Annotated in this window: 15 protein-coding genes and 1 pseudogene; 8 read left to right on the forward strand and 8 right to left on the reverse strand. The window is 69.3% G+C overall.

Annotated elements, in window-relative coordinates; translation table 11 throughout:
- The first annotated feature begins 26 nt into the window (after positions 1 to 26).
- Positions 27 to 1,202 (forward strand): annotated as a pseudogene (locus E9232_RS04015) (SGNH/GDSL hydrolase family protein).
- A gap of 89 nt (positions 1,203 to 1,291) precedes the next feature.
- On the opposite strand, the gene E9232_RS04025 reads toward E9232_RS04015, so the two are convergent.
- Positions 1,292 to 2,437 (reverse strand): IS4 family transposase, encoded by a 1,146-nt coding sequence (locus tag E9232_RS04025; RefSeq protein WP_309792289.1) that lies wholly within the window; start codon positions 2,435 to 2,437, stop codon positions 1,292 to 1,294.
- A 313-nt stretch (positions 2,438 to 2,750) separates the two neighbouring features.
- Between E9232_RS04025 and E9232_RS04030 the strand changes: the two genes are divergently transcribed.
- From E9232_RS04030 to E9232_RS04040, 3 genes are all read left to right on the forward strand, one after another.
- Complete coding sequence (locus tag E9232_RS04030) at positions 2,751 to 3,089, forward strand: DUF1491 family protein (protein ID WP_309792290.1); 339 nt, start codon at positions 2,751 to 2,753, stop codon at positions 3,087 to 3,089.
- Between the two features lie 53 nt (positions 3,090 to 3,142).
- Positions 3,143 to 5,209, forward strand: coding sequence for a M3 family metallopeptidase (locus tag E9232_RS04035; RefSeq protein ID WP_309792291.1), 2,067 nt, complete (start codon positions 3,143 to 3,145; stop codon positions 5,207 to 5,209).
- A gap of 80 nt (positions 5,210 to 5,289) precedes the next feature.
- Positions 5,290 to 6,882 carry a peptide chain release factor 3 gene (locus tag E9232_RS04040; RefSeq protein WP_309792292.1) on the forward strand — a complete coding sequence of 531 codons (1,593 nt, stop codon included), beginning with the start codon at positions 5,290 to 5,292 and terminating at the stop codon, positions 6,880 to 6,882.
- Between the two features lie 87 nt (positions 6,883 to 6,969).
- Here the strand turns inward: E9232_RS04040 and E9232_RS04045 are convergent, their stop codons facing one another.
- On the reverse strand, positions 6,970 to 7,536 hold the full coding sequence (locus E9232_RS04045; RefSeq protein ID WP_309792293.1) for an NADPH-dependent FMN reductase: 567 nt from the start codon (positions 7,534 to 7,536) through the stop codon (positions 6,970 to 6,972).
- Positions 7,537 to 7,710: 174 nt separating this feature from the next.
- Here E9232_RS04045 and E9232_RS04050 point away from each other — a divergent pair, with 174 nt between their 5' ends.
- On the forward strand, positions 7,711 to 8,817 hold the full coding sequence (locus E9232_RS04050; RefSeq protein ID WP_445351979.1) for a YeiH family protein: 1,107 nt from the start codon (positions 7,711 to 7,713) through the stop codon (positions 8,815 to 8,817).
- Positions 8,818 to 8,888: 71 nt separating this feature from the next.
- On the opposite strand, the gene edd is transcribed toward E9232_RS04050, so the two are convergent.
- The 5 genes from edd to E9232_RS04075 form a co-directional block, all read right to left on the reverse strand.
- Positions 8,889 to 10,700, reverse strand: coding sequence for a phosphogluconate dehydratase (edd, locus tag E9232_RS04055; protein WP_309792294.1), 1,812 nt, complete (start codon positions 10,698 to 10,700; stop codon positions 8,889 to 8,891).
- A 131-nt stretch (positions 10,701 to 10,831) separates the two neighbouring features.
- Positions 10,832 to 11,530: a 6-phosphogluconolactonase gene (gene pgl, locus E9232_RS04060; RefSeq protein WP_309792295.1), complete on the reverse strand. Its 699-nt coding sequence runs from the start codon at positions 11,528 to 11,530 to the stop codon at positions 10,832 to 10,834.
- A 10-nt stretch (positions 11,531 to 11,540) separates the two neighbouring features.
- Positions 11,541 to 13,019 (reverse strand): glucose-6-phosphate dehydrogenase, encoded by a 1,479-nt coding sequence (gene zwf / locus E9232_RS04065; protein WP_309792296.1) that lies wholly within the window; start codon positions 13,017 to 13,019, stop codon positions 11,541 to 11,543.
- A 170-nt stretch (positions 13,020 to 13,189) separates the two neighbouring features.
- Positions 13,190 to 16,078: an ATP-dependent Clp protease ATP-binding subunit gene (locus tag E9232_RS04070; protein WP_309792297.1), complete on the reverse strand. Its 2,889-nt coding sequence runs from the start codon at positions 16,076 to 16,078 to the stop codon at positions 13,190 to 13,192.
- 258 nt (positions 16,079 to 16,336) lie between these two features.
- Positions 16,337 to 16,978, reverse strand: coding sequence for a chloramphenicol phosphotransferase CPT family protein (locus tag E9232_RS04075; protein WP_309792298.1), 642 nt, complete (start codon positions 16,976 to 16,978; stop codon positions 16,337 to 16,339).
- Positions 16,979 to 17,276: 298 nt separating this feature from the next.
- On the opposite strand from E9232_RS04075, the gene E9232_RS04080 reads away from it, so the two are divergent.
- Entirely contained in the window at positions 17,277 to 18,071 is a 795-nt protein-coding gene (locus E9232_RS04080) for a DUF899 domain-containing protein (protein ID WP_309792299.1), read from the forward strand.
- A 24-nt stretch (positions 18,072 to 18,095) separates the two neighbouring features.
- On the opposite strand, the gene E9232_RS04085 is transcribed toward E9232_RS04080, so the two are convergent.
- The gene (locus E9232_RS04085) at positions 18,096 to 18,995 is read right to left on the reverse strand and encodes a LysR family transcriptional regulator (RefSeq protein ID WP_309792301.1); all 900 of its coding nucleotides are present in this window, start codon (positions 18,993 to 18,995) and stop codon (positions 18,096 to 18,098) included.
- A 148-nt stretch (positions 18,996 to 19,143) separates the two neighbouring features.
- On the opposite strand from E9232_RS04085, the gene E9232_RS04090 reads away from it, so the two are divergent.
- Positions 19,144 to 20,145, forward strand: coding sequence for a DUF1254 domain-containing protein (locus E9232_RS04090; RefSeq protein ID WP_309792302.1), 1,002 nt, complete (start codon positions 19,144 to 19,146; stop codon positions 20,143 to 20,145).
- A 109-nt stretch (positions 20,146 to 20,254) separates the two neighbouring features.
- A complete protein-coding gene (locus E9232_RS04095; RefSeq protein WP_309792303.1) occupies positions 20,255 to 20,512 on the forward strand; it encodes a hypothetical protein in 258 nt (85 codons plus the stop codon).
- Positions 20,513 to 20,514: the final 2 nt, after the last annotated feature.

Here is a 20,514-nt window from a genome sequence, read left to right on the forward strand (position 1 = left end):
GTTCGTGGCTGGCCGCAGCCTGCGTGATGGCGGCGCTGGCCGGATCCCAGGCGGCCACGGCGCAGGAGGCCTGGATCGGCAGCTGGGGCGCCAGCCCGGCCTTCCCGGTCGGACCCGAACTCAGCAACGCCACCATCCGCCAGCTGGTCCGGCTCAGCGCCGGCGGCACCAAGGTACGGCTGCGCTTCTCCAACGAGACCGGCACCCAGCCGCTGGTGATCGGCGCCGTCCGCATCGCCCGGCCCGGCAACGCCCCGGGCTCGATCGACCCGGCCAGCGGCAAGGTGGTGACCTTCGGCGGCGAGGCCGCGATCACCGTGCCGCCCGGCGCGCCCGTGGTGTCGGACCCGGTCGAGATCACCGTCGCCGCCCTCGACACCCTGGCGGTCAGCCTCTATCTGCCGCGCTGGACCGGCCCCTCGGTGGTCCATCCCCTGTCGATGCAGACCGCCTGGATCTCGATCGCCGGCGACAGCACCCAGGCCACCGCGCTGCCGGACGCGGCCCCGCTGGAGGCGCGCTTCTTCCTGTCGCGGGTCGAGGTGGCGGCCGAGGGCGGCACGCTGGTGACCCTGGGCGATTCGATCACCGACGGCTACGGCTCCGGCGTCGATGCCAACAAGCGCTGGCCGGACCTGCTGGCCGAGCGGCTGGCTAAGGCCGGCGGCCCGGCGGTCGGCGTGGTCAATTCCGGCATCAGCGGCAACCGGGTGCTGCATGACCTGCCGGAGGCGATGTTCGGCCCCAGCGCCCTGTCCCGCGTCGATCGCGACGTTCTCTCGGTACCGGGCGCGCGCTGGGTGGTGATCATGGAGGGCATCAACGACATCGGCCACTCCAGCTCCGCCGGCCTGACCGAGCAGGAAGTCACGGCCGACGAGATCATCGGCGGGCTGAAGCAGATCGTCGCCCGCGCCCATGGCGGCGGGCTGAAGGCCTATTGCGCCACGCTGACGCCGTTCGAGGGCACGGTCTTCGCCCACTACTATTCCGCGTAGGGCGAGGCCAAGCGCCAGGCGGTCAACAGCTGGATCCGCACCGGCAAGGGCTGCGACGCGGTGATCGACTTCGACGCCGCGGTCCAGGACCCGGCGCATCCCAGCAAGCTGCGCGCCGATTTCGATGTCGGCGACCACCTGCACCCGAACGCCGCCGGCTATGAGGCGATGGCCGCGGCGGTGGATCTGGGGCTGTTCAAGTAAGGAGAGCCAATCGACAGTAGTCTTCCGGCACCGATGCCATTCCGTCACCTGTCATCCTCGGGCTTGACCCACAGCTGTCCGGTTTAGTTTCAGGCCCATAGGAGCATCAATTGGTCTGGATTGGAGACGAGGATAGGGTCGGGTTGGAGCAGGAGGTCGATGCGCCTGCGCTGCATGAGGTTGACGCGGACCAGACGGGCGAAGGCGAGCGGTGATTTGACCAAGCTTTGCGCCGCCTGGGCGAGCCGCAGCAGCAGGAAGGCGATCAGGGCGACGGCGATGTGGATGCGCACGGCATTCTCCGAGCGCCCGACGAAGCGGGTGATCTTGAGGGTCTGCTTGACCCAGCGGAAGAACAGCTCGATGGCCCAGCGGCGTTTGTAGAGATCGGCGATCTCCTGGGCAGTCGCATCGAGATCGTTGGACAGGATCCGCAGCACCTTGCCGGTGTCGATGCGCAGGCGGATCTCGCGCACCGCATCGGCCATGGGGTTGCGGCGGCTGCCGGCTTGGCGGGCGGGAAGGAAGCCGATGCGGTCGGACAGGATGGTGCCGGCTTCCGGCACCGGCAGTTCCTCGACCAGGGTGAGCTTGGTGTGGGTCTTGAAGCGGGTGACGATACGGCAGCCTGCGGCATCGAGTTCGGCCCACCAGCTATAGTCGTAGTAGCCGAGGTCGAAGACGTAGGTGGCGCCGGCCTCGATCGGCATCGCCTGGGCGGCGGTGATGTCGTTGACCTTGGCCGGGGTGACGGAGAGATAGACCGGGCAGTCGGCGTCCGGATCGTAGATCACATGGGCCTTCACCCCGCACACGCCGGCACTGAAGCGGGCCCAGCTGCTCAGGGCGCTCAGCCGCAGGCTGGTTGCGTCGATGAGATAGGTGGTGCCGTCGAGCTCGCGCCGGAGCCCGCGATGCGTCTGGCCGATCAGCAGACCGAGCAGCCCGGTGAACACCTCGTGGGGCCGCACTGCGTTGGCGTCCGACAGCGTCGAGCGCGCCACCGTTTCGGCACCCAGGTGGTAGAGCCGTGCCGAATGGCTCTGCAGCGTACCGACGATCTCGCGCAGGCTCTGTGCCCCGGACAGCTGGCCGTACACGAGCGCGATCAACTGTGTCTTGCTCGGCAAGCTGCGCACCCGGAAATCGGCGCCATGCTGCTCGACCAGCCCCTCGAAGCCGGCCCAAGGAACGTGCTTCAGAAGATCGTGGAACACGCTATTCTTGTGCTGCATGGCGTTGCCCTTTGCTGTCCCGAAACGTTGCCAGACGTTCGAGATCCAGCAGAATCAACGCCATGCACCTTGTCCACAAAACTCAACCGGACACTCGTGGGCTTGACCCGAGGATCCAGGGGCGGCCAGAGCAGCTCTTGGTGGCTCCTGGATTGCCGGGTCAAGCCCGGCAATGACAATGAAAGTTGAATCCTGTGTCTTCGTCCACAACCCAGGAATCGGACTGCCCGGGTCAAGCGGGCATGACAGTGGAGAGGAAGGACGACCCCTGTCCGAGGGTCAATTTTCGTCCCGACCTGCTATACCCTGCCCCATGACCACCGAACGCCTTCCGACCGAATTGTGGGTCTCGGCCCATCTGCGCCAGCTGGGGCAGCAGGCGATCGCGGCCTATGTCGCGCGCAAGGGCGACCCGCGCGCCGGCCTGCTGATCCTCAAGCTCAACCTCGGCGCGCCCGGCTGCCGGGTGCTGAGCCAGTCGCGCGATCTCGACGGCGAGCTCGCATGGCTGCCGGCCAAGGGCGGCGAGCTCCTGGCAGAGGCCGAGGCCGATGCCTATATTGCCCGTGCGGTCCAACGCGATCCCGACCTCTGGGTGGTCGAGATCGAGGACCGCGAGGGCCGCCACCCCTTCGAGGGGCGCATCCTCTGACGGCCCTGCCCCACCCGCCCGACACCCGCTAGCCAATGGACACCCCCGGCCGCATGGATACGCAAGCCAACGACACCCTCGACATCGCCGAGAACCCGCTGGTGGCGCCCTCGCCGCTGCAGGACCAGGCCGTGCCGTTCGACCGCGTCGAGGTGCAGCACTACCTGCCGGCGCTGGACCACACCATCGCCGAGGCCAAGGCGCGGATCGAGGCGATCCTGGCCAACCCGGCGGCGCCGGACATCGAGAACACCATCGTCGCGCTGGAACAGGCGGGCCAGGACGTCGACCGCGTCTCCTCGGTGTTCTACAACCAGCTTTCGGCCCAGACCTCGGACGAGCTGCAGGCGCTGGCCGCGGATTTCGGGGCGAAGAGCGCCAATTTCTCCTCCGACGTCTCGCTCGACCCCCGCGTCTTCGCCCGGGTCCGCGCCGTCTGGGACGCGCGCGACGGGCTCGGCCTCAAGGGCGAGAAGGCCCGGCTGCTCGACGACACCTACACCGGCTTCGTCCGCAACGGCGCCCTGCTGTCGGACAACGAGAAGGGCGAGCTGCGCGCCATCGACGAGGCGCTGGCCAAGCTGACCCCCGACTTCCAGCACAATGTGCTGAAGGCCACCAACGCCTTCACCCTGTGGGTCGAGGACGAGGACGACCTGGCCGGCCTGCCCGAGGGCGCGGTCAAGGCGGCCAAGCTGGCGGCGGAGGAGCGCGACCGGCCGGAGGCCTGGCTGATCACGCTCGACGCGCCGAGCTATGTCCCGTTCATGACCTATGCCGAGAACCGGGGCTTGCGCGAGCAGCTGTGGCGCGCCTTCAACGCCCGCGCCTTCGGCGGCGAGTTCGACAACCAGCCGCTGGTCAAGGAGATCGCGTCGCTGCGCTTCCGCCGCGCCAAGCTGCTGGGCTATCCGTCCCATGCCGCCTTCGTGCTGGAGAAGCGGATGGCGGAGACGCCGGACGCAGTGCACGCCTTCCTCGACCGGCTGCTTGCCGCCTCGAAGCCGGCGGCGGAGCGCGACTTCGCCGAGATCCAAGACCACGCCCGCACCCTGGGCGGACCGACCCCGCTGCAGCCCTGGGATGTCGGCCACTACGCCGAGAAGCTGAAGCAGCACCGTTTCGCCTTCGACGAGGAGGCGCTGCGCCCCTATTTCCCGCTCGGCCGGGTGATCGACGGCGTGTTCGAGCATTGCCGACGGCTGTACGGCCTGGTCTTCCGCCCGTCCGACGCCTATCCGGTGTGGCACCCCGACGTGAAGGCCTATGAGGTCTATGACGAGGCCGAGGACCGCTATGTCGGCCTGTTCTACGCCGATTTCTTCCCGCGCTCGTCCAAGCGCAACGGCGCCTGGATGACCACCTATCGCGACCAGGGCCTGTACCACGACGGCGTCAAGCGGCCGCATGTCGCCATCGTCTGCAACTTCACCAAGCCGACCGCGGATCGCCCGTCGCTGCTGTCCTATGACGAGGTGCGGACCTTCTTCCACGAGATGGGCCACGCCCTGCACGGCCTGCTGTCGCGCTGCACCTACCGCTCGCTGGGCGGCACCAACGTCTATTGGGACTTCGTCGAGCTGCCGTCGCAGATCTTCGAGAACTGGGTGCAGCAGAAGGACGGGCTGGACCTGTTCGCCGGGCATTACCAGACCGGCGAGAAGCTGCCGGCGGACCTGGTCGAGAAGATCCGCGAGAGCGCCCGCTTCATGGCCGGCTGGCAGTCGCTGCGCCAGACCTCCTTCGCCCAGCTCGACATGGCCTGGCACGACGGCGACCCGACCGCGATCGCCTCGGTGCCGGAGTTCGAGCGCAGCGCCACCGCGCGCGCCCAGGTGCTGCCGCCGATCCCGGAGGCCAACTCCTCCTCCGGCTTCAGCCACATCTTCGGCGGCGGCTATTCTGCCGGCTACTACAGCTACAAATGGGCCGAGGTGCTGGATGCCGACGCCTTCGAGCTGTTCCAGGAGAAGGGGCTGTTCGACCCGGCCACCGCCCGCAGCTTCAAGGAGAACGTGCTGGAGCGCGGCGGCACCGAGCACCCGATGGAGCTGTACAAGCGCTTCCGCGGCCGCGAGCCCGACCAGGATGCGCTGCTGCGGCGGGACGGGCTGATGTAGCGGCCGGGCCTCCTCCGTTTCCGCCCGTTTCTGGCAGGCCGCTCCCCGCGGCCTGCTTTTGCATATATGACTGACCGATCATGCCCTCGAATATCGACCCGATCGAACGCCGCCGGACCTTCGCCATCATCGCCCATCCGGACGCCGGCAAGACCACGCTGACCGAAAAGCTGCTGCTGTTCGGCGGGGCCATCCAGATGGCCGGCGCGGTCAAGGCCCGCGGCGACCAGCGCCGCGCCCGGTCGGACTGGATGAAGGTGGAGCGCGAGCGCGGCATCTCGGTCACCGCCTCGGTGATGACCTACGACTATGACGGCCACACCTTCAACCTGCTGGACACGCCGGGCCACGAGGATTTCTCGGAGGACACCTACCGCACCCTGACCGCGGTCGATTCGGCGGTGATGGTGATCGACGCGGCCAAGGGCATCGAGGAGCAGACCCGCAAGCTGTTCGAAGTCTGCCGCATGCGGAACGTGCCGATCACGACCTTCATCAACAAGATGGACCGTGAGAGCCGCGACCCGTTCGACCTGCTCGACCAGATCGAGCAGGAGCTGCAGCTGCACGTGACGCCGGCGACCTGGCCGATCGGCAGCGGCCGCGGATTCCTGGGCTGCTACGACCTGTTCCACGACCGGCTGGTGCTGATGGCCAAGGGCTCGAAGGGCGCCATGCCGGAGCTCGGCGAGACCTGCAGCGGGCTGGACGACCCCAAGCTCGACGCGCTGCTGCCGGCCGATGCCGTCGCCACTTTGCGCGAGCAGGTCGAGATGGCCCGGGCGCTGTGCCCGGAATTTGACCTGGAGATGTATCGCGAGGGGCATCTGACCCCGGTGTTCTTCGGCTCGGCGGTGAACAATTTCGGCGTGCGCGAGCTGCTCGACGGCATCGGCGCCCTTGCCCCCTCCCCCCGGCCCCAGCCGACGGCGGGCCGGACGGTGGACCCGACCGAGAGCGACGTCTCGGCCTTCGTGTTCAAGATCCAGGCCAACATGGATCCGAAGCACCGCGACCGCATCGCCTTCGTCCGCCTCGCCTCCGGCCATTTCAAGCGCGGCATGAAGCTGAAGCATGTCCGCTCGGGCAAGCTGATGAACATGCACAACCCGGTGCTGTTCCTGGCCCAGGACCGCGAGCTGGCCGAGGAGGCCTGGGCCGGCGACATCGTCGGCATCCCCAACCACGGCAATTTGCGCATCGGCGACGCGCTGACCGAGGGCGAGGATCTCCGCTTCACCGGCATCCCCAGCTTCGCGCCGGAGCTGCTGCAGCGGGTGCGGCCGGACGACCCGATGCGGGCCAAGCATCTCGGCCGGGCGCTGGAGCAGCTGGCCGAGGAAGGCGCTGCCCGGGTGTTCAAGCCGGTGCTGGACGCCAACTGGATCGTCGGCGTGGTCGGCGGGCTGCAGTTCGAGGTGCTGGCCGACCGCATCCGCACCGAATACGGCATCCCGGTCCATTTCGAACCGGCGCCCTACTACACCGCCCGCTGGGTCGAATCGGACGACCCGATCGCGCTGAAGTCCTTCCAGGACGGTCTGCGCAGCGCCATGGCCGACGACCATGACGGGGCGCCGGTGTTCCTGGCACGCAACGCCTGGCACCTCGACACCGTGACCAAGGAAAACCCGACGCTGCGCTTCCTGAAGACCAAGGAACAGACGGCGTAAGGCACTCCAGTCCGTAGGTTGGGTTCGCACCGCGAACCCAACACCCAGCCGGCGGATCGATGTTGGGTTCGCATATGCGAACCCAACCTACGAAGCCGTCGTCTCCGTCCCGATCGCCCGGACGAAACCCTCGATCGCCCCGCGCAGCGCCGTCGCGATCTCGGCATCGGCCAGCATGCCGCCCTCCGGCAGCTTGCGGCCCAGCAGCGGGACGGCGATCGAGGCCTCCGGCACCATCCGCGCCGTCATCACCACCAGCGTCTCGGTCAGCGCTTCCTGGGCGTGATGGGCGCGCGGCGAGGCGTTGATCAGCGCCACCGGCTTGTCGACGAACTCGCCGGTCGCCACCACCCAGTCGAGTGCGTTCTTCATCACCCCGGCGACGCCATGGGCGTATTCCGGGCTGGAGATCAGCACGCCGTCCGCCGCCAGCCGCGCCCGGAACTCCGCCACCGCCGGGATCGCCTCGGGGTCGAGGTCCGGGTTGAAATGCGGCAGGTCGGCCAGGCCGCCATAGACCGCCACCTCCACCCCGGCCGGCGCCAGCGTCGCCATGGCCTGCAGCAGCCCGGTGTTGGACGACCCGGCGCGAAGGCTGCCGGAGATGGCGAGGATCTTCATGGCGGCGCCGATCTGTCGGGGATCATCGTTCACGGGAGATCATAAGTCCCGCCTCGCTGCCGCCGCCACATCGGTCAAGCGGACCTCCGGGGGAGGGCATAAAGTACAGACCAATCGACAAAGTCGATCGATTTGAGAAATTGAATGCGTTGGATTGATTGATCGGCGCGGATCATCTTGCAGGCACCTTAGAAATCCGAGTCTGCCATGGCGATCGTCGACCCATTCCGGCCCCAGCTGCCAGCCACCCTCCCCATGGCGCACCGTTTGACGGCGGCCGCCGGGTCTGTCCCGGGCACCATCGCCCGGCTGGCCCCGGGTCTCGTCCTGTGCGGCGCGGTCACCATCGTCGCGGTCCTGCTGGAGCGGCTGGAGGCCGGCATCTTCGGCCACGCCTGGCTGGAAGCTCTGGTCCTGGCGATCCTGGTCGGCACCGTGGTGCGCACGGTCTGGACCCCGAACCAGCGTTGGCGCGCCGGGATCGGCTTTAGCGCCAAGACGCTGCTGGAGATCGCGGTGGTGCTGCTCGGTGCCTCGGTGAGCATCGGCGCGGTGGTGACCGCCGGCCCGGCCCTGCTGGTCGGCATCGCCGCCGTGGTCCTGGTGGCCATCGCCGCCAGCTACGGGCTGGGGCGCGGCCTCGGCCTGCCCCACCGCATGGCGGTGCTGGTCGCCTGCGGCAACTCGATCTGCGGCAATTCCGCGATCGCCGCGGTGGCGCCGGTGATCGGGGCGGATGGCGAAGAGGTGGCGGCGTCGATCGCCTTCACCGCCGTGCTCGGCGTGCTGGTGGTGCTGGGCCTGCCCTTCCTGCCGGCGCTGCTGCATATGAGCGGGGTGCAGTACGGCGTGCTGGCCGGGCTGACCGTCTACGCCGTGCCCCAGGTGCTCGCGGCCACGGCGCCGATCGGCGCGATCGCAGTGCAGCTCGGCACCCTGGTCAAGCTGATGCGCGTGCTGATGCTCGGGCCGGTGATCCTGGGCCTGACGCTGGTGACCCGGAGGCGGACCGACGGCGCAGCCGTGCGCAGCACGGGCCGGATGCCGTGGCACAAGCTGGTGCCCTGGTTCATCGACGGCTTCCTGCTGCTCGCGGTGCTGCGCTCGTTCGGGCTGATCCCGCAGGTGGCGCTCGCCCCCACCGCGGCGGCGGCCACCTGGCTGACCGTGCTGTCGATGGCGGCGCTCGGCCTCAGCACCGATCTGCGCAGCGTGGCCAAGGCCGGCCCGCGCGTGACCGCCGCGGTTACCCTCTCGCTGCTGGTGCTCGGCGCCATCAGCTTCGGCCTGATCCATATGCTCGGGATCGTGTGACGCCGAGCATTCCCTCCTCATCGTCATTCCCGCTTTCGCGGGGATGACGATTCTGTTCGGGCCCCTCGGCCTCAGAAGATCGAAGCACCCGCATCCGCCCGTCCGGCAGCGTTGCGGAAGGCGGCGAACAGCTCGCGCCCGACCCCGACATGCGACGGCGCCAAATCGGCGGTGGCGTCCTCGCGCGCCGCCCATTCCTCGGCGTCGATGTCGCGGATCTCCAGCCGCCCGGTGACCGCGTCGAGGCGCAGGATGTCGCCGTCGCGCAGCTTGGCGATCGGCCCGCCGACCGAGGCCTCGGGCGTGACATGGATCGCCGCCGGCACCTTGCCCGAGGCGCCGGACAGGCGGCCGTCGGTGACCAGCGCCACCTTGCGGCCGCGGTCCTGCAGCGCGCCGAGCGGCGGCATCAGCTTGTGCAGCTCCGGCATGCCGTTGGCCTTGGGGCCTTGGAACCGCACCACCGCGATGAAGTCCTGGTCCAGCGCGCCGGCCTTGAACGCCGCCTGCAGCTCCTCCTGCGAATGGAAGATCTTGGCCGGCGCCTCGATCACATGGCGCTCCGGCGCCACGGCGGAGGTCTTGATCACCGCCCGGCCGAGATCGCCGTCCAGCACGCGCAGGCCGCCGGTGGCCTGGAACGGCTCGGCCGCGCCGCGCAGCACCGCGGTGTCGCCGCTGGTCGCCGCCGCGTCGCGCCACACCACCGCCCCGTCGACGTCCAGGCCCGGCTCGACGGTGTAGCGGTCCAGCCCGCCGCCGAGGATGGTGGCGACGTCGTCATGCAGCAGGCCGGCGCCGATCAGCTCGCGGATCAGGAAGCCGGTGCCGCCGGCGGCGTGGAAGTGGTTCACGTCGGCCTTGCCGTTGGGATAGACGCGGCACAGCAGCGGCGTGATCTCGGCGAGGTCGGCGAAATCGTCCCAGGTCAGGGCGATGCCGGCCGCCGCCGCCATGGCGATCAGATGGATGGTGTGGTTGGTCGACCCGCCGGTGGCGTGCAGCCCGACCACGCCGTTGACCACGGCGCGCTCGTCCATCAGCCGGCCGATCGGGATGAACTCGTTGCCCAGCGCGGTGATCGCCAGCGCCCGCTTGGCGGCCTCGATGGTCAGGGCGTCGCGCAACGGCGTGTTGGGGTTGACGAAGGACGAGCCCGGCAGATGCAGGCCCATGATCTCCATCAACATCTGGTTGGTGTTGGCGGTGCCGTAGAAGGTGCAGGTGCCCGGCCCGTGATAGGACTGGGCCTCGGCCTCCAGCAGCGCGTCGCGGCCGACCTTGCCCTCGGCATAGAGCTGGCGGGCCTTGGCCTTGTCGTCGTTCGGCAGGCCGGACGGCATCGGCCCGGCCGGGATGAACACCGCCGGCAGGTGGCCGAAGGACAGGGCGCCGATCACCAGCCCCGGCACGATCTTGTCGCAGACGCCGAGGAACACGGCGGCGTCGAACATCTGGTGCGACAGGGCGACCGCGGTCGACAAGGCGATGACGTCGCGCGAGAACAGCGACAGCTCCATCCCCGCCTCGCCCTGGGTGACGCCGTCGCACATCGCCGGCACGCCGCCCGCCACCTGCGCCGTGCCGCCGACGGCCCGCGCCGCCTCGCGGATCAGCTCGGGATAGCGCTCGAAGGGCTGATGCGCCGACAGCATGTCGTTGTAGGCGGTGACGATGCCGAGGTTGGGGCCCTCGCCCTCGCGCAGCGCGCCCTTGTCGACGCCGCAGGCGGCGAAGCCATGGGCGAAGTTGGCGCAGCCCAGCCGCCGCCGGGTGGGGCCGGCCTCGGCGGCTGCGGCGATCCGGTCGAGATAGGCCGAGCGGGCATCGTGGCTGCGCCGCGCGATCCGTTCGGTGACCTCGGCTATGCGGGCTTGCACCATCAGGCTGGCTCCTTGGCTGGACGGTCTCGCCACCGGACCGGGCCAAGCGAAGGATGTTCAGCCCGATCCCATAACGATCAATATGTTATGGCAGATTCTTATAGTTGACTATCAGCTTCTGAAGCCGATGGTCACGGGCACCAGAAGATCTCGACCGGCCGCACCGACCGGGTCAGCACGGCGCGGATCGGCATCGCCTCGGCCGGGCCGGCGACCAGCGCCGCCTCGAGCACGCGCTGCTTGCCCGCCCCTTCGATATGGAGGCACAGGGCGTCCGCCGCCAGCAGCACCGGCAGCGTCAAGGTGATGCGCGGCTCGCCGGCGGCGGGGGCGCGCATGGTTTCGAGCAGTTGTCCGGCCGCCGGGGCCAAGGCCTGGGCCAGCCGGTCGCCGCCGGGGAAGAAGGAGGCGGTGTGGCCGTCATCGCCCATGCCCAGCACCACCACGGCGAAGGGCAGCGGCAGGGCGGCGATGCTGGCGGTCACCTGCGCCATCCCGTCCTCGGGCGTCGGCGCATCGACATGCAGCGGCACGAAGGTCGCGGCCGCCGCCGGGCCCTGCAGCAGGTGCTTGCGGACCAGCGCGGCGTTGGAGCGGTCGGACTCCTCGCCCACCCAGCGCTCGTCGACCAGGGTGATGTCGACCCGGGCCCAGTCGAGCGGCTTGCCCGACAACGCCTCGAACATCCGGGTCGGGGTGCGCCCGCCGGACACCGCCAGCGCCGCCCGCCCGCCCTGGGCGAGCCGCACGGTCAACACTGCCGCGATGTGGTCGGCGAGGCCGGATGCCAGCGCCTCGGCGGTCGGGAAGTCGTGGCGCGCGATCGACATGCTAGCCCCCTTAGTCCTCGTCCTCGTGCCAGGTGCGGCCGTCGCGCTCGATCAGCGCGATCGCGGCGGAGGGGCCCCAGGTGCCGGCGGTGTAGGGCTTCGGCGGCTCCTTGGAGGCCTTCCACGCCTCGATGATCGGGTCTGCCCAGGCCCAGGCCTGCTCGACCACGTCGCGGCGCATGAACAGGCTCTGGTTGCCGCGGACGACATCCATCACCAGCCGCTCATAGGCGTCCGGATTGCGCACGTTGAAGGCCTCGGCGAAGCTCATGTCGAGCGGCACATGCTGCAGCCGCATGCCGCCCGGCCCCGGATCCTTGATCATCAGCCACAGCTTGACGCCTTCGTCGGGCTGCAGCCGGATCACCAGGTGGTTCTGCGAGATCGGTCCGGCCGACCCATCGAACACCGAATGCGGGATGGCGCGGAAGGTGACCACGATCTCCGACATCCGCGCCGCCAAGCGCTTGCCGGTGCGCAGGTAGAACGGAACGTTGGCCCAGCGCCAGTTCTCGATCTCGGCCTTCAGGGCGACGAAGGTCTCGGTATGGCTGGTGGTGTTGCCCAGCTCATCGAGATAGCCCGGCACCGCGCCGCCAGAGGAGGCGCCGGCCCGGTACTGGCCGCGCACCGTGGCGGTGTTCACCATGCCGTCGGTGATCGGCTTCAGCGACTTCAGCACCTTCAGCTTCTCGTCGCTCAGCGACGCGGCCTCCATCGAGGTCGGCGGCTCCATCGCGACCAGGCAGAGCAGCTGCAGGATGTGGTTCTGCACCATGTCGCGCAGCGCGCCGGCGCCGTCGTAATAGCCGGCACGGCCCTCGACCCCGAGGCTCTCGGCCACGGTGATCTGGACATGGTCGATGTGCGAGGAGTTCCACAGCGGCTCGAACAGGGCGTTGGCGAAGCGCAGCGCCATCAGGTTCTGCACCGTCTCCTTGCCGAGATAGTGGTCGATCCGGTAGGTCGATTCCTCCGGGAAGACGCGGCCGATCGCGTCGTTCAGCTCGCGGGCGGATTCGAGATCCTTGCCGATCGGCTTCTCGACCACCACTCGCGACCGCTCGGTCACCAGCCCGTGCTGGCCAAGCTGGCCGCAGATCTCTCCGAACAGGTCCGGCGAAGTCGCGAGGTAGAAGATGCGGATGCGCTCGGCACCGTCCTTCAGCGCCTTGCCGAGGTCGGCCCAGCCCTTCTTGGCGTTGGCGTCGACCGGGACGTAGGACAGGCGGGCCAGGAAATCGTCCAGCACCGTGCCGCTCTGCTCCGCCGTCGGGATGTGCTCGAGGATCGCCTTGCGGGCAAAGTCCCGGAACTCGTCGTCGGACAGCGGCCGGCGGGACGTGCCGATGATCCGGGCCTCCGGCGGCACCTGCCCGGCCTTGTCGCGCTCATAGAGCGCGGGCAGCAGCTTCCGCTGGGACAGGTCTCCCGTCGCCCCGAACACGACGATGTCGAACGGCTCGACGGCAATGACGCGCGCGATCATATCCAATCCTCGGACCAAATCGAGCCGCTGTTATCGGCGGCTGGGCGCGCAAGTGCCAGCGGGAAGTTGCGATCGAGGGCCGGCCCGACGCATGCGTCGGTTGAGTCAGGCGCGGGCCCGGAGGGTTGCGGGGCCCGCGCCTGCCCAAAAGCTGAGCAGATGCCCCGGTTTCAGCCGCGGCTGCGGGCCGGGGGGCTGCCCTTCGCCGGTTTCCGGCCGGCCGCCGGTGCCTTGGCGGCCTTGGCCGGCTTCGCGGCCGGGACGCGCTTGGCCGGGGACGCCTTGCCGTTCCCGGCGGCCTTCACAGTCTTTGCCGGCTTCGCGGCCTTCGCCTTGGCGGCCTTCGCCGGCTTCGCCCCGGCCGGCTTGGCCGGCTTCGGCGTCTCGACCTTGAAGGCGACCTCGCCCTTGTCGTAGCGGAAGGTGACTCGGTCGCCCTCCTTCACCTCGCCGTTCAGCATCGCCTTGGCCAGCCGGGTCTCCAGCAGCTGCCGGATCTGCCGCCGCAGCTCACGGGCGCCGTATTCCGGCTGGTAGCCCTCGGCCGCGAGGTGGTCGACCAGGCTGTCGTCCACCGCCAGCTCGATGTCCTGGCCGCGGGCCGTCTTGACCAGGCGGGCCAGCTGCAGCCGGACGATCGCCTTGATCTGCTCGCCGGTCAGGCCGTGGAAGATGATGATCTCGTCGATCCGGTTCAGGAACTCCGGCCGGAAATGCTGCCGCAGCACGGTCATCACGTCGCCCTTGATGCCGTTGGCGGTGGCGTTGAAGCCGATCGAGCTCTGCCGGCCCATGATGATGTCGGAGGCGAGGTTCGAGGTGGCGATGATCAGGGTGCTGCTGAAATCGACCACCCGGCCCTTGCCGTCGGTCAGGCGGCCGTCGTCGAACACCTGCAGCAGCACGTTGTAAACATCGGCATGCGCCTTCTCGATCTCGTCGAGCAGGATCACGCTGTAGGGCCGGCGGCGCACCCGCTCGGTCAGCTGTCCGCCCTCGTCGTAGCCGACATAGCCGGGCGGGGCGCCGATCAGCCGGGACACGGCGTGGCGTTCCATATACTCGCTCATGTCGATGCGGATGATCGCGTCCTCGTCGCCGAACACCACCTCGGCCAGGGCCTTGGCCAGCTCGGTCTTGCCGACGCCGGTCGGGCCCAGGAACAGGAAGTTGGCGATCGGGCGATGCCCCTGCTGCAGCCCGGCCCGGGCCAGCCGCACCGCGTCGCTGACCGCGCGGATCGCCTCCTCCTGGCCGATCACGCGCTGGTGCAGCCGCTCCTCCATCTGCAGCAGTTTGGCCTTCTCTTCCGCCGTCAGCTCGGTGACCGGGATGCCGGTCAGCTTCGAGACGATCTCGGCGATGTGCTCGACCGTGACCTCGGCGGTGCTCGACCCGATGCGGCGCTTCCACTCGTCGGTCAGGTCGGCCAGCGTCTTCTCCTTCTCGGCCACCTGCTCCTCGAACGCCTTGGTGCGCTCGTACTGCTTGCGCGAGGTGGCGTAGGCCTGCTCGCGCTTCAGCTGCGCGACCTCCGATTCCAGCTCCTGGATCTCGGCCGGGCGCGAGGTGGTGGACAGGTGGACGCGCGCCGCTGCCTGGTCGATCAGGTCGATCGCCTTGTCCGGCAGGAAGCGGCCGGAGACGTAGCGGTCCGACAGCTCCGCCGCCGCCACGAAGGCCTCGTCCTGGATGGTGACCTTGTGGTGGCCCTCCATCCGGTCGCGCAACCCGCGCAGGATGGCGATGGTCTGCTCCACCGTCGGCTCGGCCACCAGCACAGGCTGGAACCGGCGTTCCAGAGCCGCGTCCTTCTCGATGTACTTCTGGTACTCGTTCAGCGTGGTGGCGCCGATCAGGTTCATCTCGCCGCGCGCCATCGCCGGCTTGAACACATTGGCGACGTCCAACCCGCCCTCGCCGCCGCCCTGGCCGGCGCCGACGATGGTGTGGACCTCGTCGATGAACAGCAGCAGCTCGTCGCGGTGCTCGGCAATCTCGTCCATCACCTGCTTGACCCGCTCCTCGAACTCGCCGCGGAACTTCGAGCCGGCGACCAGGCTGTTGACGTTCAGCTCGACCAGCCGTTTGTCGCGCAGCGTGTCCGGCACCTCGCCGTTGACGATGCGTTGGGCCAGCCCCTCGACGATGGCGGTCTTGCCGACGCCGGGCTCGCCGATCAGCACCGGGTTGTTCTTCTTGCGCCGGGCCAGGATCTCGATCGTGGTCTCGACCTCGCGCGACCGGCCGATCACGGGGTCGAGCTTGCCCTCGCGCGCCAGCCTGGTCAGGTCGCGGCTGTACTTGTCGACCTGGGGCGTGTTGGACGGCACCTCGACCGGCCCCTCCTCCGCCCCCGACCCGACCGTGCGCACGGTCTGCTGCCGCAGCGCCTGCAGCGTCAGCCCGTATTTGCTCAGCAGGTTGCCGGCGAAGCTCTCCGGCACTGCGGCGAGGCCGAGCAGCAGGTGCTCCGGCCCGACATAGTTGTGGCCGAGCTCACGCGAGATCAGGAAGGCATGGTCCAGCGCGCTCTTCACCCGCGGCGACACCCCGACCTCGGTGCGCGGCCCGATGGTGCCGGGGTCGCCGCGCGGCGCATTCTGGTCGATGTAGTTGCGCAGGTCGTCGGGCGAGATCTTGAAGCGCCGCAGGATCGCCTGGACCACATCGCTGACCGACAGCACATACAGCAGGTGCTCGGTGTCGACCTCGCGCTTGCCGGCGTTGACCGCCCGCTCCGCCGCGCGTTGCAGCAGCTCCTTCGAGGTCTCGCTGAAATGCTGCTGTATGTTGAGCGCGTCGCCCTCGGGCCGTTGCGGGCCGCGGCGTGGCGGCCCGGCCGGCACGCCGTTGCCCTGGCCGCCCTGGCCGAGCACGTCATCGAGCCCGCCGCCGCGGACCAGCGCCTCGAGCGGCGAGACGTAGCGCTGGTGCCGGGTCAGCTGGGTGTAATGGAAATCGCAGACATCCAGCTGCCGGCGCTGGCCGTTCTGCAGCACGGTGACGCGGACCGTGGCGGGCCGGGCCTGGCAGATATCGCAGAGATGCTGGGGCATGGTGACGTCTCCACTCCCGAAAACCGGATCGGCCTCATCTGACGAAGCCCGTTGCGAGACGGCCCGGTGCGAGTCCGGGTCGAACGGCGTTTTCCTCTCCCCCAGCGCGAACGCTTGGGGATCGTGGCTGTTCCAGCCCGCCCCGGCGTTTTGCGCCGATGCCGCCGGGGCACGACACGCGACCGTGGCCGCCGGTCCAGCCGGAAACCCCGAGCTTAAGCATCTTCGCGCCACAATCCCAGCCGGTCAGCACCGGCACTACCCAGCCTCGGCCAGCCGGCGGAAGGCCGAGGTCGGTTCGGGGTCGTCGAGGCGCCGGCGGATCGCCGCGGCGCAGGCCTCCGGGCTCAGTTGCGAGGTGTCGAGCTCGAGGTCGTAGATCCCCGGGCGGTGCACCTCGCGCTGCCACAGCAGGACCGGGGCCGGCACCGGCTCCGCCGCCATGGCGGTGGCATACTCCCCTTCCCGCCCCGGCTGTCCCGCCCGGCGGCGGCGCATGATCTCCTCGACTGGGCAGCGCACCCCGACCAGCAGGGCCGGCAGCCCGGCGAGGCGCCGGGCGCAGTCGCGCAGGGTGTCACGCGGCACCGCATGGGCGTCGTGGTGGCCGACATCGACCACGACGTTCAGCCCCAACCGGGCATGGGCGGCGACCGATTCGTACAAGGCGGCGTAGAACACTGGCACCCAGGGCTCCAGCTCCGGGCGCTCACCGCCCGGCCGCAGCCCGATGCCGGGCCGATAGCGCGGCGGGGTGACGTGCCGGACATGGGCGTCGACCCCGAAATTCATCCAGGGGCCGTCGAAGCTGTCCTGGATCGCCGCAGCGATGCTCGACTTGCCCGCCCGCGGCGCGCCGTTCAGGACGACGATCCACCCGGGCTGGGTCCCCTGGCCCATGGCCTGCGCCCCGCGCTCGTGACATCCAGGCCAGCTAAAGCCATGCCGGACCGGCATGCAACGCCCGCCTGGCCCGGCCACGTCCCGAAAGCCACGCCACCAAGGGCAACGACGGCCGTCCCTACATCGTGGCGCGCAAGCGATGACGCGAACGGACTCACGCCATACTTGTCACTCCCCCCTGTCCGATGTCCGGCCCAAATCTCTGTCACGACCAACAACCAGCGATGAGCAGGGACATGGCATCTCACCTCGACCGCGAGGCGCGGGAGCCCGCCCAAATCAGGAGGTTGCAACCATGACCACATCAGCCGAGACCGGACGGAACGGCACCCGGGCCATCATGCGCACGCCGCCGGTGGTGTCGCCGCAGGCGTGGCAGGCGGCCCACGACCAGCTGCTCGTGAAGGAAAAGGCCCAGACCCGCGCCCGCGACGCCCTGGCCGCCGAGCGCCGGCGCATGCCGTGGATGGCCGTGGAAACGGCATATGCGTTCGACGGGCCTGCGGGCAAGGCCAGCCTGCTCGACCTGTTCGACGGCCGGCGCCAGTTGATCGTCTACCGCGCCTTCTTCGAGCCGGGCGTGTTCGGCTGGCCCGACCATGCCTGCCGGGGCTGCTCCATGGTGGCCGACCAGGTCGCCCACCTCGCCCATCTCAACGCCCGCGACACCACCCTGGTGTTCGTCTCGCGGGCGCCCCAGGCGGATATCGCGCGGCTGAAGGCGCGGATGGGCTGGGAGATCCCGTGGTTCACCGTCACCGACAGCTTCGACGCCGATTTCGGCGTGGACGAGTGGCACGGCACCAACGTGTTCTATCGCGACGGCGACCGCGTGTTCCGCACCTATTTCGTCAACAACCGCGGCGACGAGCAGATGGGGGGCACCTGGAACTACCTCGACATCACACCGCTGGGCCGGCAGGAGGTGTGGGAGGACTCGCCCGAAGGCTATCCCCAGACCCCGACCTACAAATGGTGGAACTGGCACGACAGCTACGTCGCGGACGCGGCGCCCGACAAGAAATGGGTCGAGGTGTCGGACGCCGGAGAGGCGGCGTTCCGGAACCAGGACACGGCCACGAAGCCCTGAGGCGGGCCCGCCGCCCCGCTCCGCTCACCCGCCGCCGCCGATATCGCAGGCCTGGACGATCTGCGGGAGATAGCCCTGGCAGAAGTCCAGATAGGTCCGGACGATGGTCGAGGGGTGGCGGTGGGGCGGATAGACCAGGTGGAGGGGCCATTCCGGCAGCGGGTGCTGCGGCAGCAGCTGCACCAGCCGCCCCTCTCGGATCGGCCTGGCCACCAGAAAGGGCGGCAGCTCAGTCACGACGTCGCCGCCCAGCGCCCGGCTGCACAGCTGGTGGTAGTCGTTGGTGGACAGCACCGCCCGGGGCGCCACCACCTGCCCGCCCAGATCCCAGCGGGCCGGGACATCGAGGCGCGTCGCCCACACCGCGCAGGGGTAGCGATGCAGCGCGTCGGGTCCGGTCGGCAGGCCCAGCCGCTCCATCAGCGTTGGGCTGGCAACGAGGACATTGCGGAAGGACAGCAGGCGCCGCGCCACCATGGCCTCGTGGACGATCGCGCCGACCCGCAGGGCGACGTCGATGCCGTCCTCGACCAGGTCCATGCGCCGTTCGGTCGAATAGACGTGGACCTCGATGTCGGGGTAGCGGCGCTGGAAGGCGGCCAGCAGGTCCCACCACGGTTCGAAGGTCTGGGGCAGCGACAGGCGCAGGCGCCCCTTCAGCCGCGCCTGGTCGCTGACCACCGCCTGCTCGGCCTCCAGCAGCGCCTCGATGCCGCCGCTGGCATGCTCGTACAGCCTCGCCCCGGCATCGGTCAGCCGGGTGCCGCGCGCCGAGCGTTCCAGCAGTTGCACCTTGAGCTGCCGCTCCAGCTCGCGGATGCGACGGCTCAGCGTGGGCAGCGGGGTTCCGAGACGGGCCGCCGCTGCCGAAAGGCTGCCCGCCTGGACCACCGCGACGAACATGCGGGTGGCATCCAGATCCATGCCGGGAGCATACCATTTCTGAGAGACTTGTTACCAATCTTGCCGGTTAATCTTCATATTCGATCGGCCTAGGGTGCCGCGCATCGGGAAGGGGGTTTTCGCCCGGGAAAGCACGATGAAACTGACCAGCATGAGGATCTTGGCGGCCATGTCGTTGATCGCGAGCTCCATCGCATCGGCCCAGACGGCGGCGGCACCGGCCCAGCCCGTCACCGTCGAGACCTACAGCCGCGCCCAGACCGATGTGAACTTCGCCGGGGTGGTGAAGGCCGGCGGCTTCGGACGGTTCAAGCATGGCCGCGAGTTGGCGCCCCCGGTCCAACAGGGCATCGTGCGCCCCAACCGCGACACGCTGTATTCCTTCGCGATCCTCGACCTCGACGCTGGGCCGGCGACGATCACGCTGCCGGATGCCGGCCGGCGCTTCATGGGGATGCAGGTCGTCAACGAGGACCAGTACACCCGGGCCACCTATTACAGCCCGGGCCCCCACACCCTGACCCGGGAGGCGGTCGGCACGCGCTACGCCATCGTGGTGGTGCGCTTCCTGGTCGATTTCGCGAACCAGCAGGATGTCGGCCAGGTCCACGCCCTGCAGGATGCCGTCACGCTCGGCCAGGACCGGCCCGGCACCTTCGCAGTTCCCCACTGGGACGAGGCCAGCCTCAAGACCATTCAGGCGGCGCTGCAACAGCTGGGAACCACGGTGTCCGACACGCGGCGCATGTTCGGTCCTGACGCGGACGCGGTCGACCCGGTCCGGCACCTGATCGGCAGCGCCATGCTGTGGGGCGGCGCGCCTGAGAAGGACGCGCTCTACCTTCCGACCACGCCGGCCCGGAACGACGGCCGCACCGTCTACGCGCTGAGGGTCGGGGACGTGCCGGTAGACGGCTTCTGGTCGCTGACCGTCTATAACAGCGCGGGCTACCTCCAGCCGAACCCGGACAACGCCTATGCGGTGAACAGCCTCAACGCCAGGAAGGGCCCGGACGGTTCGGTCGCCATCCGGTTCGGCGGCTGCGACGGCACAGCCCCGAACTGCCTGCCGATCACGCCGGGATGGAACTACACCGTGCGCCTGTTCCGCCCGCGTGCGGAGATCCTCGACGGCACCTGGACATTTCCATCGGTCCAGCCCGAGGGCTGAAGCTGTCGGCTGGCAAGCCACAGGGGAGACCGTTCGAGGATGCGTCTGGGGTGAGTCGAATGGCCATTGAAGCCGGCCGGCCGCGGTGCATGTCAGTATGATGAGATCCATGATCCGCCTGGCGCTGGTCGCCGGCCTTGCCTTCGCCGCCGCATCGGCGGCCCAGGCGCAATGCATCGTGAACCCCGGCGCCATCGGCGCCCCCTGCGTCAACGGCGGCACGCCGCCGCTGACCCACGACCGGCAGCCGGTCCTCCAGAATATCAAGCCGCCGCCGAGGGCGACGCCCGCACCGTCGGTCAAGGTCTCCCCGCCGGCCCAACCGGCCCCGAGACCGCCGATCGTGCCGCTGGCGCCGAAGCGATGACG

The organism is Inquilinus ginsengisoli (assembly GCF_031453975.1).
Classification (GTDB): Bacteria; Pseudomonadota; Alphaproteobacteria; order DSM-16000; family Inquilinaceae; genus Inquilinus; species Inquilinus ginsengisoli_A.